The sequence below is a fragment of the Methylophilus sp. 14 genome, from assembly GCF_015354345.1.
Classification (GTDB): domain Bacteria; phylum Pseudomonadota; class Gammaproteobacteria; order Burkholderiales; family Methylophilaceae; genus Methylophilus.
The window spans coordinates 39468-59745 of the sequence record NZ_JADKYS010000007.1 but is presented as its reverse complement, the minus strand read 5'-3'; the positions used below and the strand labels follow the sequence as shown (position 1 = coordinate 59745).

Annotated in this window: 23 protein-coding genes; 16 read left to right on the top strand and 7 right to left on the bottom strand. The window is 53.0% G+C overall.

Annotation, left to right across the window (positions count from 1 at the left end):
- Positions 1–113: 113 nt before the first annotated feature.
- Both INP78_RS13325 and INP78_RS13320 read left to right on the top strand, forming a co-directional pair.
- Complete coding sequence (locus INP78_RS13325) at positions 114–1493, top strand: ATP-binding protein (RefSeq protein ID WP_194742685.1); 1380 nt, start codon at positions 114–116, stop codon at positions 1491–1493.
- The gene (locus tag INP78_RS13320; protein ID WP_194742684.1) at positions 1490–2128 is read left to right on the top strand and encodes a response regulator transcription factor; all 639 of its coding nucleotides are present in this window, start codon (positions 1490–1492) and stop codon (positions 2126–2128) included. Before INP78_RS13325 ends, INP78_RS13320 begins: the two co-directional genes overlap by 4 nt.
- Before the next feature lie 6 nt (positions 2129–2134).
- On the opposite strand, the gene INP78_RS13315 is transcribed toward INP78_RS13320, so the two are convergent.
- Positions 2135–3031, bottom strand: coding sequence for a LysR substrate-binding domain-containing protein (locus INP78_RS13315; protein WP_194742683.1), 897 nt, complete (start codon positions 3029–3031; stop codon positions 2135–2137).
- A 110-nt stretch (positions 3032–3141) separates the two neighbouring features.
- Between INP78_RS13315 and INP78_RS13310 the strand changes: the two genes are divergently transcribed.
- From INP78_RS13310 to INP78_RS13300, 3 genes are all read left to right on the top strand, one after another.
- A complete protein-coding gene (locus INP78_RS13310) occupies positions 3142–3828 on the top strand; it encodes a type 1 glutamine amidotransferase domain-containing protein (RefSeq protein WP_194742682.1) in 687 nt (228 codons plus the stop codon).
- 2 nt (positions 3829–3830) lie between these two features.
- On the top strand, positions 3831–4124 hold the full coding sequence (locus INP78_RS13305) for a DUF1330 domain-containing protein (RefSeq protein ID WP_194742681.1): 294 nt from the start codon (positions 3831–3833) through the stop codon (positions 4122–4124).
- A gap of 65 nt (positions 4125–4189) precedes the next feature.
- Complete coding sequence (locus INP78_RS13300) at positions 4190–5056, top strand: DMT family transporter (RefSeq protein WP_194742680.1); 867 nt, start codon at positions 4190–4192, stop codon at positions 5054–5056.
- A gap of 13 nt (positions 5057–5069) precedes the next feature.
- Here the strand turns inward: INP78_RS13300 and INP78_RS13295 are convergent, their stop codons facing one another.
- Positions 5070–6386, bottom strand: a complete 1317-nt coding sequence (locus tag INP78_RS13295; RefSeq protein ID WP_228522895.1) for a Y-family DNA polymerase — start codon at positions 6384–6386, stop codon at positions 5070–5072.
- 133 nt (positions 6387–6519) lie between these two features.
- On the opposite strand from INP78_RS13295, the gene pqqA (INP78_RS14670) reads away from it, so the two are divergent.
- Positions 6520–6591, top strand: a complete 72-nt coding sequence (gene pqqA / locus INP78_RS14670) for a pyrroloquinoline quinone precursor peptide PqqA (RefSeq protein WP_081624291.1) — start codon at positions 6520–6522, stop codon at positions 6589–6591.
- Positions 6592–6647: 56 nt separating this feature from the next.
- Here the strand turns inward: pqqA (INP78_RS14670) and INP78_RS13285 are convergent, their stop codons facing one another.
- The gene (locus tag INP78_RS13285; protein WP_194742679.1) at positions 6648–7256 is read right to left on the bottom strand and encodes a LexA family transcriptional regulator; all 609 of its coding nucleotides are present in this window, start codon (positions 7254–7256) and stop codon (positions 6648–6650) included.
- 94 nt (positions 7257–7350) lie between these two features.
- On the opposite strand from INP78_RS13285, the gene INP78_RS13280 reads away from it, so the two are divergent.
- Complete coding sequence (locus tag INP78_RS13280) at positions 7351–8166, top strand: sulfite exporter TauE/SafE family protein (protein WP_194742678.1); 816 nt, start codon at positions 7351–7353, stop codon at positions 8164–8166.
- Positions 8167–8243: 77 nt separating this feature from the next.
- Here INP78_RS13280 and pqqA (INP78_RS13275) read toward each other — a convergent pair whose 3' ends face one another.
- Complete coding sequence (gene pqqA, locus INP78_RS13275; protein WP_081624291.1) at positions 8244–8315, bottom strand: pyrroloquinoline quinone precursor peptide PqqA; 72 nt, start codon at positions 8313–8315, stop codon at positions 8244–8246.
- 208 nt (positions 8316–8523) lie between these two features.
- Here pqqA (INP78_RS13275) and INP78_RS13270 point away from each other — a divergent pair, with 208 nt between their 5' ends.
- From INP78_RS13270 to INP78_RS13250, 5 genes are all read left to right on the top strand, one after another.
- Positions 8524–9183, top strand: a complete 660-nt coding sequence (locus INP78_RS13270; protein WP_194742677.1) for a YoaK family protein — start codon at positions 8524–8526, stop codon at positions 9181–9183.
- A 93-nt stretch (positions 9184–9276) separates the two neighbouring features.
- Entirely contained in the window at positions 9277–10908 is a 1632-nt protein-coding gene (locus tag INP78_RS13265; RefSeq protein ID WP_194742676.1) for an alpha-D-glucose phosphate-specific phosphoglucomutase, read from the top strand.
- A gap of 36 nt (positions 10909–10944) precedes the next feature.
- Positions 10945–12498 carry a M48 family metalloprotease gene (locus INP78_RS13260; RefSeq protein WP_194742733.1) on the top strand — a complete coding sequence of 518 codons (1554 nt, stop codon included), beginning with the start codon at positions 10945–10947 and terminating at the stop codon, positions 12496–12498.
- A gap of 24 nt (positions 12499–12522) precedes the next feature.
- Positions 12523–12885, top strand: a complete 363-nt coding sequence (locus INP78_RS13255) for a putative quinol monooxygenase (RefSeq protein WP_194742675.1) — start codon at positions 12523–12525, stop codon at positions 12883–12885.
- Positions 12886–12979: 94 nt separating this feature from the next.
- Positions 12980–13423, top strand: a complete 444-nt coding sequence (locus INP78_RS13250; RefSeq protein ID WP_194742674.1) for a hypothetical protein — start codon at positions 12980–12982, stop codon at positions 13421–13423.
- 36 nt (positions 13424–13459) lie between these two features.
- Here INP78_RS13250 and INP78_RS13245 read toward each other — a convergent pair whose 3' ends face one another.
- Genes INP78_RS13245 through iscX form a run of 3 tightly spaced genes read right to left on the bottom strand, consistent with a single transcriptional unit; the run spans position 13460 to position 15579 of the window.
- A complete protein-coding gene (locus INP78_RS13245; RefSeq protein WP_194742673.1) occupies positions 13460–13966 on the bottom strand; it encodes a TIGR02281 family clan AA aspartic protease in 507 nt (168 codons plus the stop codon).
- A gap of 11 nt (positions 13967–13977) precedes the next feature.
- Positions 13978–15384 (bottom strand): phosphomannomutase/phosphoglucomutase, encoded by a 1407-nt coding sequence (locus INP78_RS13240; RefSeq protein WP_194742672.1) that lies wholly within the window; start codon positions 15382–15384, stop codon positions 13978–13980.
- Positions 15385–15579 (bottom strand): Fe-S cluster assembly protein IscX, encoded by a 195-nt coding sequence (gene iscX, locus INP78_RS13235; protein ID WP_194742671.1) that lies wholly within the window; start codon positions 15577–15579, stop codon positions 15385–15387.
- Between the two features lie 142 nt (positions 15580–15721).
- Here iscX and INP78_RS13230 point away from each other — a divergent pair, with 142 nt between their 5' ends.
- From INP78_RS13230 to INP78_RS13215, 4 genes are all read left to right on the top strand, one after another.
- Positions 15722–17755: an AsmA family protein gene (locus tag INP78_RS13230; protein WP_194742670.1), complete on the top strand. Its 2034-nt coding sequence runs from the start codon at positions 15722–15724 to the stop codon at positions 17753–17755.
- Positions 17756–18138: 383 nt separating this feature from the next.
- Positions 18139–19386 (top strand): serine hydroxymethyltransferase, encoded by a 1248-nt coding sequence (glyA, locus tag INP78_RS13225; RefSeq protein ID WP_194742669.1) that lies wholly within the window; start codon positions 18139–18141, stop codon positions 19384–19386.
- A 21-nt stretch (positions 19387–19407) separates the two neighbouring features.
- Complete coding sequence (gene nrdR / locus INP78_RS13220) at positions 19408–19872, top strand: transcriptional regulator NrdR (protein ID WP_029146877.1); 465 nt, start codon at positions 19408–19410, stop codon at positions 19870–19872.
- Between the two features lie 20 nt (positions 19873–19892).
- The gene (locus INP78_RS13215) at positions 19893–20270 is read left to right on the top strand and encodes a hypothetical protein (protein WP_029146876.1); all 378 of its coding nucleotides are present in this window, start codon (positions 19893–19895) and stop codon (positions 20268–20270) included.
- Positions 20271–20278: the final 8 nt, after the last annotated feature.

The window sequence follows — 20278 nt, the reverse complement described above, 5'->3', positions numbered from 1 at the left end:
GTGGCGTTTCAACAGTGTGCTTCTATAATGTGTGGTGTCCCTGCATGTCAGGGAGATGAATCGGGAAAAATTCCCGAAAGTTTTTGGGCGATCGACTTTAAAATCCACACAGCATGATGAAATCACTCAGCCTTCAGTTTAAACTTAACCTGATCATTACCTTGTTATTGCTCGGCTTGCTACTGACTTGGGCCGTATCGGTGGTGAAAAATGCACGCGAAGACGTATTGGCAGAGGTGGATTCAAGCACCAACCTAGTGATGCATTTGCTGGATGCGGAAATCGCGCATTACATGACCGATTTTGGCTGGCTGAATAACAGTGAAAATGGTCAAACCAATTTATTTCGCCTGGATGAACTGACCAATATCCGCCATTTGAAGGTGGATTTCTTTGATATGACCGGCCGACTGCGTGAGTCCAACCGCTCGACACGGTTAGTACATACCGGTGAAGAGCCACCCGCGTGGTTTGTACGATTGCTGGATATTTCCAGCGTGCTCAATGAGCCCAAGCGCAAGAATATCATTCTGAACGGGCGCTTTATCGGCGAGCTGGTGATTACGCCTGACCCGAGTTTTGAGTTGCGCGAGATTTGGGATGACACCTCTGGTTTGCTGGCGATTGTCGGCCTGTTCGGCTTGAGCGTGTTGCTGTTTGTTTATTGGACGGTACGCGCGACGTTTAAACCGGTGAAACAGATTATTCATGGCCTGAACCAGATTGAACGCGGGGAATATCAAAGCCGCTTGCCCGGGTTTGAGCAGGTTGAGTTGAGTGAAATCAGCGATAAATTCAACAGCATGGCCAGTACGCTGGAGCAAAGCATACGTAACAACCACCGTTTAACGCAGCAGATTATTCACCTGCAGGAAGAAGAACGTAAAAAGCTGGCGCGAGACCTGCATGATGAAATCGGGCAATACCTGACGGCTGTGCATGTGGATGCCAGTGCGCTGGTAGCGGCCAAAAAGCTCAGTGTGGCGCGCGAAAGTGCGCAGGCGATTGCACAGATTACGCGGCAAATGATGGTCACCATACAGGATATCCTGGCGCGCTTGCGCCCGCGGGTGCTGGATGAGTTAGGGCTGAGCCTGGCACTGGCCGAGCTGATTCATCACTGGCATGACCGTAACCGCGGCATCATGGTGGTGAATGCGATTTCCAACCACCTGAGCCAACATGATGAGTCGGTGTCGGTGACGGTATACCGCATTTTGCAGGAATGCCTGACCAATATCAGCAAGCATGCAGCTGCGACGCGTGTGACGATAGAGGTGACGGAAAGTGACCAGGGCCTGTATCTGCTGGTAGAGGATGACGGACGCGGGTTTGATACCAGTGTGCAAAGTCGCGGCTATGGTCTGGCGGGGATGCAGGAGCGGGTAGAGGGCTTGATGGGTAGTATGAACATTACGAGTGCGCCGGGGCATGGCACGCGTATCGAAGTGCATTTTCACACAACAGAAGGTTTTCAGGAAGCAGTGACATGACAGTTAAAGTAGTGTTGGTGGATGACCACAGCGTGGTGCGTTCAGGGTTGCGTCGTTTGCTCGAAAGCCATAAATCGATTGAAATCGTGGCCGAGGCAGATACCGGGGAGTCGGCATACCAGGTGTACGGCGAGATTCTGCCCGATGTCATGCTGATGGATATTTCCATGCCGGGTATGGGCGGCCTGGAAGCCGCCAAACGTATCTTGCAACGCTATCCGCAAGCCAGAATCGTGATTTTCTCCATGCACGAGGCGGTGTCGTTTGCCGCGCAGGCACTTAAAACAGGTGTGAAGGGCTATGTGACTAAAACCGGTGTAGCAGAGGATTTAGTGCAGGCCGTGTTGGATGTGGCTAAAGGACGCACCTTTTTGAGCCAGGATGTGGCGCAGAAAGTCGCTTTGCAAACACTGATCGGCGACAGTAATCCACTGCAGCAACTCACTTCGCGTGAGTTCGAGGTGTTTAGGCTGCTGGCCGAAGGCAAGCGCGTGGAAGAGGTGGCGGATATGCTTAAAATCAGTCAGAAGACCGTGGCTAACTATTACACCCTGATCAAGCAGAAACTCTCGGTCAACAGTCCGGTGGAAATGGTGCGGCTGGCCATGAAGCATGGCCTGATTGATGCTGCCTAGACGTGCTTAGAGCGTACGCGCCACTTCTTCAATCAATGACCGTAACCAGCGGTGTGCCGGGTCATGCCGGTATCTTACATGCCAGGCCATATCCACGGGAAACGTGCCCAGGTCGACTGGCGTAGGCAAAATTTTCAGGCGCGTATCATGGGCCAGGCGGCGGCAAATCTGAATCGGCAGGGTAGTGCAATAATCGGTGACAGAGATCACTTCTGGCACCGAGAGGAAGTGTGTGACCGAGACCGCCACTTCACGTTTTAAGCCCTGTCGGTCCAGCGCCTGAAACAGGCCTGCGCGCATACGCCCTGGCGGCAATACATTCACATGTTTCAGTTGTTCATATTGCGCCTTGCTGATCTCATCACCGATGGTCGGATGATCGGCGCGCACCACACAAGCCAGGCGATCATCCATCAGGTGCTGCACAATCAGGTTATCTGGCGGGTCGACAAAACGCCCCATGACCAGTGCCGTACTACCGGAAATGACGCCAGTTTCGGCCAAATCATTGCCATAAGGGATGATGCGCAGCTTGATCCCCGGCGCTAAGGTACGCAACCTAGCAACCACTGCCGGAATCAGCACATATTCGACATAACTATTGGGCGCAATGGTGAACAGCAGGTTGGCATTCGCCGGGTCGAAGGTCTGCTGTTCCAGCACAATACTATCCAGCTGGCCGATTGCCTCCATAATGACGGGGGCCACTTCTTCCGCTTTTTGTGTCGGCTGCATGCCATAACGTTCACGAATGAATAATGGGTCTTGCAGGATATCTCGCAAGCGGTTCAATGCATTCGACAGTGCGGGCTGTGTGATGCCCAGCCGGTCAGCCGCGCGGGTCACGCTGCGCTCTTCCATCAGCGCAATAAATACTCTTAACAGATTCAGGTCGTAGCGCATTTAACTATTCATTATGTGAATAACTAAAATATACATAATAAATTTCAAAAATGGAATCAAAACGTTCATGATGGCTACACCAAATCACTTAATTCTGAAGGAGCGTTGAAATGCATATTCTGATGGTACTGACCTCGCATGACACCCTGGGCAACACTGGCCACAAGACCGGTTTTTGGCTGGAAGAACTGGCGGCACCTTATTACGCGTTTAAAGCCGCCGGTGCACAGTTAACGCTGGCGTCGCCCAAAGGCGGGCAACCGCCATTGGATCCAAAAAGTAATGACCCTGCTTTTCAAACGGCAGACACAAAACGGTTTGAAACCGATGCAGAAGCCGGTAAAGCGCTGGTGCATACCGTGCCCTTAAGCGCGGTGTCACATAAGCAGTTTGATGCAGTCTTTTATCCAGGTGGGCACGGGCCATTGTGGGACCTGGCAGAGGATAGCGACTCCATTAGCTTGATTGAGTCGACACTGAATGCGGGTAAACCTGTTGCGCTGGTGTGTCATGCGCCCGGCGTGTTGCGCCACACCAAACAGCCGGATGGCCGCCCGCTGGTGGCTGGTAAAAAAGTCACAGGCTTTACTAACTCTGAAGAAGAGGCGGTTGGCTTGACCAATGTCGTGCCTTTTCTGGTTGAGGATATGCTGATTCAGCATGGGGGACAATACTCAAAAGGTGCTGACTGGCAACCTTATGTGGTCGAGGATGGCTTGTTGATTACCGGGCAAAATCCAGCGTCGTCTGCATTAGCCGCACAGGCACTTGTACAGCGTCTGCAAGGGGCGCGCTAATCATGAGTGCCTATGTGGTCATGATGCGTGAGCGGACCACGGATCAAGCGGAAATGGCGACTTATGCCAGTCTGGCCCCTCTCGCCCGGGAGGGGCGTGCCGTGACACCCCTGGTAAAATATGGTGCACTCACTATCCTCGAAGGCCCGGCCTTTGAAGGATGCCTCATTCACCAATTTGCTAGCGTTGAAGAAGCCGAAGCCTGGTACCACAGTCCGCAATATCAGCAGGCGATGCAACATCGGCACCGTGGTGCGCAATACCGGGTGTTTATTGTCGAAGGGATTGACGGCTGAAGCGGCGACAGGCTATAACGGGTGGTTGAGTCACTTGATAGATTAAGCAGTCATAGAGAAGGCAGATGAATTACTTTAAAACCTATGTGATGGCCACCATGGCGGCCATTTTTTGGGGCGCCAATTTTAACCTGGCACGCCCGGTCATTGCCGAAATGGGCCCTTATGTGGCTGGGGCGAGTCGTTACGTGCTGGCCGCCGCCGTGATGGTCTTGATTGCGCAAGTGAGAAAAGAGACCATGCCCCTCCAGCATTGGAAAGCGTATCTGACGTTGGGGGTGGTCGGCGTGTTTGGCTTTAACCTGTTTTTCTTTCTGGGCATGGAAACCTCTTCTGCTATTAATGGTGCGTTAATTATGGCCTTGAATCCCTTGCTGACGGCCGTGCTGGGCTATGTGATCCTGCGCGACAGGCCAAGCACACAACAGCTGGTGGCCTTCCCGGTTGGCATTGCCGGTGTGTCTATCGTCGTGTTGGGCGCGGGCGCGCAACTCACCATTGCAATGGGCGATATCTACATCCTGATTGCGTCACTGAATTGGGCGCTATATAACGTGCTGGTCAAAAAAATGATGCCGAAAAATGTGAGTGGTATCGCCAATACGGCGGGCATTATGACTGTTGGTGCAATCGCGTTAAGCATCGCTGCATGCTGGCATGGTGATCATGTTGTGATGCCGACCATCCATGCCGGGTCAGCCTTATTGATGATGTCGCTAGGCGGCGGGGTGCTGGCTTATCTGTTTTGGAACGCAAGCATCTCCAACCTGGGGCCATCAAAAGCGGCGATCTTTATGAACCTGGTGCCAGTGACGACCATGGTGATTGCGGCATTCGAGCATGTGCCGCCTAATCATGCGCAGTTACTCGGTGCCGTGCTGGTGATCAGTGCCGTGACGTTTAGCTCGGTGTCACTCCCCAAAAAGGTTTAAGGCCAAGCCGGGGTTATTCCACTGCTAATAACTCATCCCAGCAGGTGGTATATGCCGGGCTTTTCAGTTCCTGTTTCATACGCCAGGGTTGGTGGTGTTGTACGCCTTCGCTGGCCAGTCTTAGCGTGGCACGGCCCATTTTCTGGTTGATGGTGTCCAACGCATGCATCAAGCGGCCTGCTTTCTCGTGGGTGGCGGTAGATTGGAACAAGTCTTGTTGCTGTGCCTCCGCCGTGACCAGCTCACCGAGTGAAACACCTGCTTTCATATAGTCGTAACCAGGACGGTAAATCTGCCGCAACGCTGCCAGGGCGGCTTGCACCAGTTGCAAGGTGTCATTCGTCGCAGTGTGGAGCGGCAGCCGCAAGTTGTTGTCGTATTGCTGTTGAGCATCGCGAAACGGGCTGGTACGGATATAGACGTAGACACTGCCTGCGTATAGCTTGCGCTGGCGCAGCTTTTCGCCTGCGCGTGTTGTATACAATGTGACGGCCTCTTCCAGGCTTTGCAGGTCACGCACTGCCCGGCCAAAGCTGCGCGTGCTCAATATCTGCTGTTGTGGTCCACGTACCTGTTCCAGTGCCAGGCAGGAGGTGCCATTGAGTTCGCGCACGGTTTTCTCCATCACCACGTTAAATGTCTGGCGCATGGTCGCTGCATCGCTCATCTTGAGGTCATAGGCGCTATGAATGCCTACCTCATGCAAGTGCTTGTTCAAATTGCGGCCTATGCCCCAGACATGGCTGACGTCGATGTTGCGCAAAGTGTCGTCTAAGACTGTTGGCGCGAGGTTATTGAAATGACAAACGCCATTGAGGGTAGCTTGTTGTTTGGCGCAATGATTCGCCAGTTTTGCCAGGGTTTTGCTGCGGGCAATCCCGACGCAGACTGGTAATCCTGTGGCTTGCAGCACTGTTTGCCTGAGTTGTTGTGCATAGGCGCTCAGGTCGCGTCTGGGAAAATCGGTGAAGTCGAGAAACGACTCGTCAATCGAGTACACCTCTTGTGACGGGCTAAATTGCCGCAACACCGACATCACACGGTTGCTCATGTCCGCATATAAAGCATAGTTCGATGAGTAGGCAATCACCCCCTCTTGCTCGGCATACTTGCGCACTTTGAACCACGGCGCACCCATGGCGATATCCAGTGCCTTGGCTTCTGCACTGCGCGAGATAATGCAGCCGTCGTTATTACTCAGCACCACCACTGGGCGCCCGCGCAGTTTGGGGTTGAACACCCGCTCACAGCTGACGTAAAAATTATTCACATCGACCAGTGCAATTGCCCTGGTGGCTGATGGATTGAATGTTGGCATATTCATTTGCATGAGGGCTGTTTCATGAAATTCCCTAAACCCTGTTCATGATCCGCAATAGCAGGATTATGGGGGCATGGGCCGATAATACTTTCACACGAGCCAGACATGGGGTCGGTTCGGGAAATCAAAAAAGGAGATCATTATGTGGACTAAACCAGCTGCTACCGAAATGCGTTTCGGCTTTGAAGTAACCATGTACGTGATGAACAAATAATTCATCTGCGTTCAGCAAGCCCGGTTGTCCATGCTCAATGGGCGCCGGGTTTTTGTTTATCTGAAGCGCCTGAACGAGCCTATCACCACGCCCCATACTTCAAACTGCATGGGAGGCTGAATCAGGAGTGGCGCATAGCGACCAGACGCGTTTGCGGGTAATAACTTTGGTGTGCCATCTGCTTGCTTGGCCAGTGTTTTGATGGTGAATTCGCCATCTATCATCGCCAGCACAATATCACCGATCACTGGTGATTTTCCTCTATCTACCACCGCTTTATCCCCAGGCATTAAGCCCACTTCTATCATCGACTCACCTTGTATGGTGACAAAAAACGTTGAATCTGCCTGGTCTATCAAATAGGTGCTCGGATCCAGGCGTGTTTCTATGTGATCATCGGCCGGGGAGGGAAAGCCTGCAGGTACTTTTGATTGATAGAGCGGCAATGCGATAGGGCGTGTTGTCTGCTCAGGAAGCTCGAAGGCGTCCGGACTGTCCAGGTTTTTCCGCTGCTGGGCATAGCTGACCAGCAAGTCGCTTAGCAGCGCTTTTTGGCTGGCAGGCACGCGCATGACGGTAGTGGCTTCCTGATATAAACCAGAGCCCGGTTTGCGCCCTGCGCCCAACCGTTTGCCGCCTGCTTTTTTCTCTTGAGAGTCGTTCATTTGATTATTGTAACAAAAATCATCAATAGAAAAAGCAAAGAAAAGATCATCATTCAGCAGGTATACTGTTGCGCTTTCAACCGATGGGTGTCGCATGGACTGGATACAACTATTTTTTGAGCAGTATGCGTTGTTTTGCCTGATAGGCGTGGTGGTCGGTGTGCTGTCTGGCTTGCTGGGCATAGGCGGTGGCATTGTGCTGGTGCCTATGCTGCATGCCATGCTGGTGGCTAAAGGGTTTTCGGCCGATGCGGCTTTTCATATGGCGCTGGCAACCTCAATGGCATGCATCGTCTTTACCTCACTGTCCAGCATACTCGCGCATCATAAAAACCAGAATATCGTCTGGCCCTATGTGTGGGCCATGGTGCCGATGGCGTTTATTGGTTCGCTATTGGCGACCTTGGTGGCGATTCACCTCGATGCCTTTTATTTGACGCTGTTTTTTGCCACATTTACTTTTTTTGCCGCGATACAGTTGTTTTTGGACCGCAAGCCGACTCAGCACAAAGTGCCTGGTAAGGTGGAAATCAGCCTGGTGTCGTTGTTGATTGGTGTGATCTCTGCGCTGGTGTCTATCGGTGGCGGTACATTGACTGTGCCTTACCTTGCCATGCGCAATGTGTCGGTGAAACAGGCGATCGGGACGTCAGCTGTATTGGGTTTCCCAATTGCGTTAGCGAGCACGGTGAGTTATCTGCAAGATGCCGTGCGCCAAACGGCACATGCACCAGATTCGTTCGGTTTGCTCTATTTGCCTGCCATTATGCTGATCACCCCGCTCAGTGTGTTATTTGCCCCGGCAGGCGTGGCGCTGACCAAACGTTTGCCGGTCAAGGTATTGAAGCGTATTTTTGCCGTCTTTTTGATGGGCGTGAGCATTAACTTGCTGTGGTCTCAGCTGGCTTAAGCACAGTGTGACAGGCAATAAAAAACCGCCGTATTCCGGCGGTTTTTTATTCAATCTATCTAAATAGATAAGGTTGATTATTTGTTCATGACGTACATAGTCACTTCAAAGCCAAAACGCATTTCAGTCGCAGCTGGTTTAGTCCACATGAGTGTCTCCTTTGGTTGTTGGTGAGCACATCGTGCTTGATGTACTGGTATGACTCACACTATACGCACGTGTTTCAAAACCACCCTGAAGCGAATCCTTAAAAGCGGCTCATGATTTTACGTAGTTTTAGCGGCGTGATTTTGTTGTCGTTGTGCGTCGGCAGCGTAAAATGTAGTGACACAACAAGTCGGAAAACGAGGGTGTGACATGATGCAGCGTTTGCCGCGCTGGGTAGAGTTGGGCGGATATTTACTGGCCATGAATGCTGGCTTCGTGAATGCCGTTGGCGTGCTGGGGTTCCGTCATCAGGCCGTGTCGCACCTGACCGGCATTTCTACTTTTTTCTCGATTGAAATCATGCAAGGGGATGTCTTGCAAGTGCTGCATTTGCTCTGTGTGATGCTCTTTTTTGTGCTGGGCGCCATCATCAGTGGCATGGTCATCGGCCACGAGGCACTCAAGCTGGGCAGACAATATCACCTGGCATTATGGATAGAAGCAGGCTTGCTCACAGCGGCGGTGGTATTGCTTAATCAGGGCTGGCTCAGCGGCCAGTGGCTGGCTTCTGCCGCCTGTGGATTGCAAAATGCGATGACCAGTACCTTTAGCGGGGCGGTGGTGCGCACGACGCATGTGTCTGGATTGTTTACGGATATTGGCATCGCTTTCGGCCTGCGCTTGCGTGGTCAAGCCGTCGATAAAAGGCGGCTAACGCTTTACTTAATCCTGATTGGCGGTTTTGTGACTGGCGGCGTGCTAGGCGCTTATGCGTTTATGCAGCAGCAATTTAACGCCTTATGGTGGCCGGTGTGTCATCTCGTCGGCTTATCGGTGTTGTATTTCGGTATTGGCCATCGGGCCCGATAAACCATGCATGTTTGACCAACCATCACATAAAACTGTCACCGATTTGTAATACAATCAAGTTTAGAGTCTTTAACATTTCAAGAAGCCAAGGCCATGTCGATTCAAACTGTCGCAACACATCCTTTTTCTGATCAAAAACCCGGTACTTCTGGCTTGCGTAAAAAAGTACGCGTGTTCCAGCAAGCCCATTACCTGCAAAACTTTGTACAAAGTATTTTTGATACGCTGGATATTCCAGCGCAGGCTACCTTGACGCTGGGTGGCGACGGCCGCTTTTATAACAAAGAGGCCATTCAGGTGATTATTAAAATGGCGGCAGCCAATGGTTTTGCCAAAGTGCTGGTGGGGCAGAATGGTATCCTGTCGACACCGGCCGCCTCTCACATCATCCGCAAATACCAGACCTTTGGCGGCATTATCCTCTCTGCCAGCCATAACCCGGCCGGGCCCGATGATGACTTTGGCATCAAATACAACACCAGCAACGGTGGCCCGGCACCAGAAAAAATCACCGATGCCATTTTTGCCAATAGCAAACAGATTACACAATACAAACTGGCCGATTTGCCCGAGGTGGATTTATCCAGCATCGGCGTGACCACACTGGATGGGTTTGAAGTTGAAGTGATTGACTCAGTGGCTGACTACGCTGACCTGATGCAAAGCATGTTTGACTTTGCCGCGATTAAAGGCTGGCTGGCCGCAGGCCATAGTCTGCAATTTGATGCCATGCATGCCGTGACCGGGCCTTATGCCAAGGTGATTCTAGGCGAACGCCTGGGCGCACCGGCCAGCAGCCTGATGAACTGCGAGGTTTCAGAAACCTTTGGTGGCGGCCACCCGGACCCTAACCTCACTTATGCCGAAGACCTGGTGAAGATTGCCTACGGCACACAAGCGCCTGACTTCTCGGCGGCGTCCGATGGCGATGGCGACCGCAACATGATTTTGGGCAATCACTTTTTTGTCACCCCTTCTGATAGCCTCGCGCTGATTGCGGCCAATGCCAAACTGATTCCAGCCTACGCCCAAGGGTTGTCCGGCGTGGCGCGCTCGATGCCGACCAGCGGCGCGGTTGACCGTGTAGCCGCCAAGCTGGGCATTGATTGCTATGAAACACCCACCGGCTGGAAGTTTTTTGGCAACCTGATGGACGCTGGCCGTGTCAGCTTGTGTGGCGAAGAAAGCTTTGGCACCGGCAGTGACCACGTACGTGAAAAAGACGGCTTGTGGGCGGTGTTGTGCTGGCTCAATCTGCTGGCGGTGACTGGCGAGAGCGTTGAGTCTTTGGTGCGTAAACACTGGCAAACTTATGGCCGCAATGTCTATTCGCGTCACGACTATGAAGGCGTGCCCACCGAGCAGGCCAATGCTGTGATAGCCCATATCAAGGCGCAATTTGCCAGCTTGCCAGGGCAAGTATTTGGCAGCTATACCGTGAAAACAGTCGATGATTTTAGCTATACCGATCCTGTTGATGGTTCGGTTAGCACTGGTCAGGGGCTGCGTATCTTGTTCGCCTGCGGCTCGCGTGTGGTCATTCGTTTGTCGGGCACGGGCACTGAAGGGGCAACCATTCGTGTCTACCTCGAAGCCTTTACTGAGGATGCCGCGCAGCAGCAGTTGGATGCACAAGAGGCGTTGGCAGAGTTGATTGCTGTTTCCCACCAGATCTCGCAACTGCCACCACTCACTGGCAGGCAACAGCCAACTGTGATCACCTAAAAAATAGAATAGCCGCGGGGAAATGGCTGCATGAACATGATAAAAAAAAGTATTCTTTGCCCGGTGTTATTGTCCGCAGGCTTGCTGGCCTGCGGCGTCAACCCGGTGACAAAAGAACGCGAGTTCCAGTTTGTCTCGCAAGACAAGGAGATCCAACTGGGCCAGCAAAACTATAGCCCGGCGCGCCAGTCGCAAGGCGGTGATTACACCTTGGATGCAGAGCTGACGCGCTATGTGCAACAAGTCGGACAAAAGCTGGCGGCGGTGTCTGACCGCCCGGATTTACCGTATGAGTTTGTGGTGCTGAATGACTCGGTGCCTAATGCCTGGGCGATGCCGGGCGGCAAAATCGCTTTTAACCGTGGCTTGCTTTACGAGTTGCATAGTGAGGCTGAGTTAGCTGCCGTGCTAGGCCATGAAATTGTGCATGCGGCGGCGCGTCACGGTGCCAAGGGTATGGAGCGTGGCATGTTTATGCAAGGCGCCATGCTGGCCGTGGGGCTGGCGACGCGTGATTCTAACTATGCCAACCTGGTGGTCGGTGGCGCGCAGCTGGGCGGGCAGTTAATCACCAGCAAATATGGCCGGGATGCTGAGTCTGAGTCTGACCACTATGGCATGAAGTATATGAAACTGGCTGGGTATGACCCGGCTGCAGCGGTCACCTTGCAAGAAACGTTTGTACGCCTGAGCGAAGGCAAACGGCAAGATTTTATTTCCGGCCTGTTTGCCAGCCACCCGCCGTCACAAGAGCGTGTGGATGATAACAGGAAAACGCTGGCAGAATTAGGCGCTGGCGGCGAGATGGGCAAAGATGTTTATGCGCAAAAAGTGGCCAAACTGATGGCGACGCGCGAGGCTTATAAAGCCTACGACGAAGGCAAGGAAGCCTTGCAAAAAGGCGATGCCGAAAAAGCCAAAACCCTGGCCAAAAAAGCCATCAGTATCGAGCCGCACGAAGCGCGTTTTCAGGAATTGTTAGGCGATATTGCCTTGACCAAGAAAAACACCACAGAGGCGCTGGCGTTTTACGACAAGGCGATTCAAATGCAGCCTGACTACTTCAAGCCTTATGTGCAAAGCGGGATTGCCTTATTTAATGATGGCAAAAAAGAGCAGGCTGAGCCTTTCCTGAAAAAAGCCAATGCCTTGCTGCCAACGGCGCCTGGTTATGCCTTGCTAGGCCAGATTGCCGAAGGCCGCGGTGAAACTTCACTGGCCTTACAGCATTATCAACTGGCTGCCAGTTCGGATTCTGAAATCGGTAAAGAAGCCGCTGGTCGCGCCATGCGCATCGATTTACCACGCAACCCCGCGCGCTACCTGCCTTCTGGCCCTTTGGCAGATAACACCGGCATGGTGTATGCCGCTGTGCAGAACAATAGTAGCGTGCAGGTTGGCCGCGTGCAGGTGCGTATGTTGCAATATGATAACCGCGGGCGGTTGGTCGACCAGACCCGATCCATGCTGATTACGGGCGGTATCGCACCGGGCAAACGCGGCTCTGTGGCGACTGGCGTGCGTATCCAGGACCAGGCGGCATTGCAATTCTTCCGTGTGGTGGTTGAAGGTGCCGAGCTGGCAAAGTAATTGATTAAACAAAGATAGTTAGCAATGGCCACATTAGATACCTGCTGTTCTGTTTCCCCTTACTTTGAGATTCATCCTGGCAAAGCCGCTGCTTTTCGCGCCATCTGCGAGAAGTATGTGGCGTGGTCAGCGCGCGAACCCGGCTGTTTGTATTATGGCTTTAGTTTTGATGGCGACCTCGCGCATTGCCGCGAAGGCTTTGAGAATGCGGCGGCCTTGTTAGCCCATCTTGAAAACCTGCGCCCGATTTTGCATGAAATGGGCGAGGTGTCTACGCTGGTTCGCATTGAGGTGCATGGGCCTGAGGCTGAGTTGGCGACATTGCGTGCGCCGCTGGTGGGATTGAATCCGCAATGGTTTGTGCTGGAGTATGGCGTCAGGCGCTAGCAGTGTGCAACGCATGGCTTTGCCACGCAAAATCTGCTAATGTGGCGCCGGATTGGATTAACCAATCTTTACTTAATAATTTGAAAGAATAAGAATGAATATCAAAAGAAGAGTTGCAAGCGCCCTGTTAGTGGCGTTAGCGATGACTGCGGCTGGTTGCTCAACCATGCAAGATGTGGTCAAAGTGAAACAAAGCGGTGCCGAAGGCACTACCAAGAACTATGCTGTGACAGAAGCGCAAGCCTGGGAAATTGCAAAAACCGTCTTCAGATGGGAAGGTGCGGATGCGATTGAGGAGCATAGAGACCAGCACTATATGCTCACCAGCAGTGGCGTTAACTTGGTGTCATGGGGCGCGGTCATGGGTGCCTGGGTAGAGCCAATGAAAGATGACGACACCAAGGTCACTGTCGTGACCAAACGCCGTGTCACGGTGAATGTCGCCACAACCTTAACTGAAACGACGTTCCATAAACGGTTTGCTCAGGCGGTGGCCATTGTCAAGCAAGGTAAACCATTACCAGCTGAGGCACCATAATCGCTGGCGCGTGGGCAACCCGTGTGCTCACGCGTACTACTCACCATCCCGTATCGTCATCACCCCACGATACAACCTCACGTCCATCCTGCCTAAAAAGCTCATGCCAAGCAGGGCATCACCTTCCAGCCCTGGCGAAATGGTCGCGGCGACATCATGCGCAACCACACCACCTAGTTGCACAGTTTTCAAGCGCACCAGGTAAGACACCGCATTGCCGTTGGCTGTGTGCGTGTTAATGGCATCGCGGCTGACCAGGCCCAAACGGTCCGCGACGCTTTGCGAAATAGCGACACCAGTAGCACCAGTGTCGACCAGCACGCGCACACGTTCGCCGTTAATCAGGGCTTCGGCGCTGTAATGGCCGTCGGGGCCGCGTTTGAGGCTGACGACTTGTTGCTGGCCAATCTGTTCCAGGGTATTCGGGTGTTGCACGCGGTCGACTAAAAACCAGACCAACGTGGCAAGGCCCAGCCAGATCAGGGTGTAGAGCAGGCTGCGCCCGCGAGAGTAGAGTCGTTGTGTGGCATATCGCATGCTCATTCAATGGTGGCTTAAAACGGAATTTTCAAGTCTGGGTCGGCGAGGCTGATGACTTGTTTAAACGCTTGTTGAATGCGGGTTAATGCGGCTTCGCTATCCGCTTCAAAACGTAGCGTGAGGACTGGCGTGGTATTGGAGGCGCGCACCAGGCCAAAGCCATCGGCGTATTCCACACGTAGGCCATCAATGGTGATGATTTCAATGGCATCCGCAAATTGCGCCGATTGTTGCAGCGTGGCAATCAAGGCGTGCGGTTCGCCTTCTTGCATGGCAATTTGCAGTTCTGGGGTGTTGACGCTATCAGGCAGGGCTTCGAGCATGGCGCTGGCATCGGGGCTGCGGCTGATGATTTCCAGCAGCCTGGCGGCACTATACAGGCCGTCATCAAAGCCAAACCAGCGAGGTTTGCCTTGTCTGGCATCGTTAAAAAACAGGTGGCCGGAGAGCTCGCCGCCAATGGCGGCGCCGGTTTCCTTGATTTTGGCTTTCATCAGCGAGTGGCCGGTTTTCCAGATCACCGGTTTTCCACCGTGCTCGCGTATAAAAGGCGATAAATGACGCGTGGATTTCACATCGAACACGACTTTGCTGCCAGGCTGTTGTTGCAGCACGTCTTCAACAAACAACATGAGTTGACGATCGCTGCGGATAATCTGGCCGGACTTGGTGACTACGCCCAGGCGGTCGCCATCGCCATCAAAGGCTATGCCGATTTCGGCCGCGCCAGCCTGTAAAGTGTGTATCACATCTTGCAGGTTCTTGGCTTCAACCGGGTCCGGGTGATGGTTGGGAAAGTAGCCATCCACCTCGCAAAACAAGGTTTCAACTTCGCAGCCCAGGGCTTTAAACAAGGCAGGTGCATAAGCGCCAGCCACGCCATTGCCGCAGTCAATTACTACGTGCATGGGGCGTGCGAGCTGGATGTCTGACACAATGGCTTCTTGATAGGCCGGAAGAATATCGTGAAACGATTGCTTGCCTGGCTGGGATGAGTGTGTGAACTGCTGCTGGATAATCGATTGCTTAAGTGCTTGTATGGCTTCGCTACTGAGGGTTTCGCCCGCAACCACCATTTTGAGGCCGTTGTAGGCTGGCGGATTGTGGCTGCCGGTGATCATGACGCCACTGCTGGTTTGCGTTAAATAGTGCGCCGCAAAATACAGCATGGGGGTGGTGACCATGCCTAAGGCAATGACATTGATCCCCGTTTCTACGAGGCCTGTTGTAAGGGCGGCGGCCAGGGTGGGGCTGGATAAGCGGCCATCGTAGCCGACACACAGGCTGTGTTCGCCACGTTCCAGCGCCAGGCTGCCTACAGCCAGCCCGATCTGGCGCACAATGTCTTCTGTCAGCGTCTCGCCGACGATGCCGCGGATATCGTAGGCTTTGAAAATCGACGCTGGCAGGAAAGTGGTCATTTACTCGGCTTCCTCAATCCAGGCCAGTTGAATCGCCTCGAGGATTTTTTCGCCACAATGGGCAGGATCGTCGTTAAAACCGTCCAATTCAAGTACCCATTGCATCAGGTCGGTAAAGCGGATGGTTTTTGGGTCCACCTCGGGGAATTTGTCATACAGGTCTTCAGCGATACGCTGGCTATCGGTCCATTTCATTACAATCGGCTCCAGTATTTAAGTGTGTGTTGATGCCCTTATTATAACTGACAGCAGCAATCGCTTTGACAGAATCGGCCTACACGTGTGTCAGCCACGGCGGACTAGCCATGCTGACGGATCATTGTCATCATGACCAGCTATGAATGAGACTGACATAACAACAAAAAAATCTGCGCCTATCAGCAACTGGATTGCCGGGATCTTGCTGGTGTTGGTGCTGGCCGTGATTGCCAGTGAAATCGCCGGCTGGCCGTTTCTGCGTCAGCCCTTACAACAATTGCTGCAAGATAAATTGCACCGTTCAGTCGTGATTGAACGTCCGTTTCGCTTGCAGTTGCTAGGTGGCATTCGCCTGCAGGTGGGTGGATTAAAACTGTCGGCGCCAGAAGGTTTTGACGCCCCTTATTTTGTCGATGCGCATGGCCTGGACCTGGCGTTGCGTTATCGCGATCTGTGGTCGCTCAAAGACACCGATCCTTACCGCATTGCAGCGATTCGTGCGGATCAACTCAATACCTACTTGCTGCGCCGCGCAGACCGGCATGCGAGTTGGGCGTTTGAGCTGGATGATAGCGGCCCGCCACGGCCTTTTCCGCTGATTGAGCAACTGGCAGTGAATCAGGGGCAGGCAAAAGTAGCTGACGCCGTGACCGATGCCGAGCTGGCTGTGACATTTTTTACCGAAGAAGGTGAACATCTCGCCACGCCGGAATCCCGCGTGAAAATCAATGGCCAGTTTCGCAAGTTACCGATACAGGGTGAGCTCGTGACCCAAGGCTTTTTGCCAGTGGCGACCCAGGGCAGCCAGTCTCCGCCGATTAACTCTCAAGGCTGGTTGAAGTATGGCGCAGTCAACGCGCAATTTCGGGGGGCGGTGTATGATTTGTTCGGCACGCAGCGCGTGAAAGGCAAAGTGGAGGTCAAGGGGGGCTCGCTGGCCGATGTGGGCGATCTGCTCGACCTGACATTCCCGCGTACCGCCGCCTTTAAAGTCAGCGCCGATATTGAAAAGGGCACGGATCAATGGCAAGTGAATATCCCTTCTGCGCATATTGGGCGTAGCCGATTATCCGGGCAGTTTGTGTATGACTTTGCGCCTGAAACACCCATGCTGCGGGGCAAATTGCAAGGCGCACTACTCATGCTGGCGGATTTAGCGCCCGCGTTTGGCGCAACGCAGGATAAAGCGCATCCAGGTAAGCTTTTTCCAGACGAGTCGCTGGATTTCAGTACTTATGGCCGCATGAATGCAGATATTGATGTACACCTGGATGCGGTGGATTTAGGCAATGCCTTTAAACAGCGGATTTCACCCTTGAAGTTGCGCCTGACGTTGCTTAAACACAAATTAAGCCTGGCCGAACTCGAAGCCAGTACCGCGCAAGGCATACTCACAGGTGCGCTGAGTATCGATGCACATGACGCCAGCAATACGGACCTATCACCACCGCCTGCGCCCGAGTGGGATATCCAGTTGGCAGTGCGCGATATCCGTCTGGAGCAATGGCTAAAAGTGACGCCTGACGCCAAAAAGTCATCAGGTAAACAATCCTCTGCTCAGCAACCGCCAGTCAATGCAGCACCGGCGTATATCTCGGGTAAGTTAAATGGCAAGGCCAGCTTGCAAGGGCGTGGCCGCTCCACGGCGGCTTTGCTTAAGTCGCTGGATGGTCAGCTGGCACTCATGGTGCGCGAAGGCGAGATTTCACACCTGGTGGTGGAAGCCGCAGGCCTGGATATTGCGCAAGCCGTGGGCGTGCTGATGAAAGGCGACCAACCCTTGCCCATGCAATGTGCGGCCATGGGCTGGCATGCCAAGCAGGGCGTGCTGACGCCGGAGGCTGCCATCATCGATACGCCGGTGACCACCGTGAACGTACTCGGTGATGTTAATTTGGGGCAGGAGCAGCTTAACCTCAAGCTGCAAGCCAGCCCGAAAAACTTTTCACCATTAACGGTGCGCTCGCCCATTCTGGTCACCGGGCCGTTTGTAGACCCTAAGGTATCGCTGAGCCCCGGGCCGATTGCCGCGCGTGTCGCAGGCGGCGTGCTGTTGGCGTTGATTAACCCATTTGCGGTGATCCTGCCTTTTCTTGATTCTGGCAGTGCGTCAGATACGGCAGATGAAGGTTGCCAGAAAACGCTGCAACAACTGAAAGCGCGCAAGCATTAAAGGCCTATGGTGGGCGATGACAAAAAAAGAACCCAACCGAAGTTGGGTTTAGGGAGCGATTTTGGAGATATACGCTTACGGTTATTAATTAGCATAAGTTATGCCAAGTTTAATAATCCTATTTAAATCATATAGATAGTTTGTTTTTGTGTTTTTTAGGTCTGCTGCCAGTTCAGCAACTGTTGGATTGTGTGCACTTATTTGGTGCGTCTGTGGCCTGATTAGCGCACTGAATGATTGCATCCACTATCTTGTGACTTGATGATGCGCTTTTAGAGCACAAAACCGGGGCGTCTTTGCCGGTGTGATGCTAAAGATGCATGCAGGGGTCGCCTCATGGTAAAATCACGCTTTATTTTTGTGAATACGGAAACTTGATCGTCATGTTTAGCTTTTCAAGAAACTTAAGCGTTGCAGACCCGGCGTTGGCCACAATGATTTCTTCTGAAGTAGAGCGTCAGCATCAGCATATCGAGCTGATTGCTTCAGAAAACTATACCAGCCCAGCGGTGATGGAAGCACAAGGCTCGCAACTGACTAACAAGTATGCAGAAGGTTATCCAGGCAAGCGTTTCTATGGCGGCTGTGAGTTTGTTGACCAAGTCGAGCAGCTGGCGATTGACCGCCTGAAAGCGCTCTATGGCGCTGAGTATGCCAACGTGCAGCCACACTCCGGTTCACAAGCCAACCAGGCGGTGTATTTCTCCATCCTGAAACCAGGTGATACTGTCATGGGCATGAACCTGGGCCACGGCGGTCACTTGACGCATGGTTCCCCGGCCAACTTGTCCGGCAAGTTGTTCAACATTGTGCCTTACGGCCTGAACGACAAAGAAGAAATCGACTACGACGAGATGGAGCGTATTGCCATCGAGTGCAAACCAAAGTTGCTGATTGGTGGCGCGTCTGCTTACGCCTTGCGTTTTGACTGGGCACGGATGGCCGAAATCGCTAAAAAAGTCGGTGCTTATTTCATGGTCGACATGGCGCACTACTCAGGCCTGATCGCCGCTGGTGTTTACCCTAACCCGGTGCCACATGCTGACTTCGTCACTTCTACCACGCACAAGACTTTGCGCGGCCCACGTGGCGGTATCATCATGGCCAAAGCCGAGTTTGAAAAATCCATCAACTCCAACGTGTTCCCAAGCTTGCAAGGTGGCCCGTTGATGCATGTCATCGCCGGTAAAGCGACCGCTTTCCTTGAGGCAGCACAACCTGAGTTCAAGGTGTATCAAGAACAAGTGTTGAAAAACGCCAGCGTGATGGCCAAAACCCTGGCGGCACGCGGTTTGCGCATTATCTCTGGCCGTACTGAGTCACACGTGTTTTTGGTAGACCTGCGTCCTAAAGGCTTGACCGGTAAAGCAGCTGACGCTTTCCTCGGCCAGGCGCACATTACCGTGAACAAAAACGCGATTCCTAACGATCCTGAGAGCCCATTCGTGACTTCGGGTATCCGTATCGGTTCGCCAGCGATTACGACGCGTGGCTTTAAAGAGGCGGAAGCCGAGCAAGTGGCTAACCTGATTGCTGACGTGCTGGACAACCCGGAAAATGCAGAAGTGATTGCAACGGTGAAAGCCAAAGTACACGCCTTGACTGACAAATTCCCGGTATACGGCAAGTAATTTCTACGGCCGTTTTTAGCCATGAAATGTCCTTTTTGCGGTGCTGATGATACGCAGGTGGTGGATTCCCGACTCAATGAGGAAGGAAATTCCATCCGCAGGCGTCGTCGTTGCCAGGTCTGCGATAAGCGCTTTACCACCTATGAAACGGCAGAGTTGCATCTGCCGCAAGTGGTCAAGCAAAACGGCAACCGCGAAGAGTTCAAGCGCGAAAAATTGCGCGTGTCATTTACGCGCGCGCTGCATAAGCGCCCAGTGCCGACCGAATATGTGGATAAGGCCATGGACCGCATTATTCAAAAAGTGCTCGGTTTGGGTGTGCGCGAAGTGCCTGCGCGCCTGCTGGGTGAAACCGTGATGCAAGAATTAAAACAAATGGATCAGGTGGCGTATATCCGCTTTGCTTCGGTGTATAGAAGCTTTTCGGATGTGGATGATTTCCATAACGCTATCCGTGACCTGGATGTGACCGATAGCGATACATAATCCGAAAGGCGGCGGGGGGCATGAAACTGATCAAGTTGTCTGCAATTGCGTTAGCGGTATTCACTGTCATCCTCACCATCGTGTTTTTTACCTGGTGGGCATTTAAAGACCAGGCGGTGTTTGGCAGTGACAAGTTTGAGCAGACACGCTGGATGGAACTTGCCAATACGGTGCAAAAAGAATGTCGCCGCGGTGACATGGCCTACGACCTGAAAAATCACATCCTTATCCGTGGCGCTAAAAAAGAAGCCGTCATGGCCTTGCTGGGCCGTCCTAGCCTGGAAGATGCCAACGCGCTAGAGTATGACCTTGGTAAGTGCATGCATGTCTATCACGCCCTGCGCATTTATTTTGACCAGGATGGGCGTTTAACCCATAGCCAGATTTCTTCGCACTAAACCTTTGG

Coding starts and splice junctions, on each gene's coding strand:
- INP78_RS13325 (WP_194742685.1), top strand. CDS start 114: ATGATGAAATCACTCAGCCTTCAGTTTAAACTTAACCTGATCATTACC.
- INP78_RS13320 (WP_194742684.1), top strand. CDS start 1,490: ATGACAGTTAAAGTAGTGTTGGTGGATGACCACAGCGTGGTGCGTTCA.
- INP78_RS13315 (WP_194742683.1), bottom strand. CDS start 3,031: ATGCGCTACGACCTGAATCTGTTAAGAGTATTTATTGCGCTGATGGAA.
- INP78_RS13310 (WP_194742682.1), top strand. CDS start 3,142: ATGCATATTCTGATGGTACTGACCTCGCATGACACCCTGGGCAACACT.
- INP78_RS13305 (WP_194742681.1), top strand. CDS start 3,831: ATGAGTGCCTATGTGGTCATGATGCGTGAGCGGACCACGGATCAAGCG.
- INP78_RS13300 (WP_194742680.1), top strand. CDS start 4,190: ATGAATTACTTTAAAACCTATGTGATGGCCACCATGGCGGCCATTTTT.
- INP78_RS13295 (WP_228522895.1), bottom strand. CDS start 6,386: ATGCAAATGAATATGCCAACATTCAATCCATCAGCCACCAGGGCAATT.
- INP78_RS13285 (WP_194742679.1), bottom strand. CDS start 7,256: ATGAACGACTCTCAAGAGAAAAAAGCAGGCGGCAAACGGTTGGGCGCA.
- INP78_RS13280 (WP_194742678.1), top strand. CDS start 7,351: ATGGACTGGATACAACTATTTTTTGAGCAGTATGCGTTGTTTTGCCTG.
- INP78_RS13270 (WP_194742677.1), top strand. CDS start 8,524: ATGATGCAGCGTTTGCCGCGCTGGGTAGAGTTGGGCGGATATTTACTG.
- INP78_RS13265 (WP_194742676.1), top strand. CDS start 9,277: ATGTCGATTCAAACTGTCGCAACACATCCTTTTTCTGATCAAAAACCC.
- INP78_RS13260 (WP_194742733.1), top strand. CDS start 10,945: ATGATAAAAAAAAGTATTCTTTGCCCGGTGTTATTGTCCGCAGGCTTG.
- INP78_RS13255 (WP_194742675.1), top strand. CDS start 12,523: ATGGCCACATTAGATACCTGCTGTTCTGTTTCCCCTTACTTTGAGATT.
- INP78_RS13250 (WP_194742674.1), top strand. CDS start 12,980: ATGAATATCAAAAGAAGAGTTGCAAGCGCCCTGTTAGTGGCGTTAGCG.
- INP78_RS13245 (WP_194742673.1), bottom strand. CDS start 13,966: ATGAGCATGCGATATGCCACACAACGACTCTACTCTCGCGGGCGCAGC.
- INP78_RS13240 (WP_194742672.1), bottom strand. CDS start 15,384: ATGACCACTTTCCTGCCAGCGTCGATTTTCAAAGCCTACGATATCCGC.
- iscX (WP_194742671.1), bottom strand. CDS start 15,579: ATGAAATGGACCGATAGCCAGCGTATCGCTGAAGACCTGTATGACAAA.
- INP78_RS13230 (WP_194742670.1), top strand. CDS start 15,722: ATGAATGAGACTGACATAACAACAAAAAAATCTGCGCCTATCAGCAAC.
- glyA (WP_194742669.1), top strand. CDS start 18,139: ATGTTTAGCTTTTCAAGAAACTTAAGCGTTGCAGACCCGGCGTTGGCC.
- nrdR (WP_029146877.1), top strand. CDS start 19,408: ATGAAATGTCCTTTTTGCGGTGCTGATGATACGCAGGTGGTGGATTCC.
- INP78_RS13215 (WP_029146876.1), top strand. CDS start 19,893: ATGAAACTGATCAAGTTGTCTGCAATTGCGTTAGCGGTATTCACTGTC.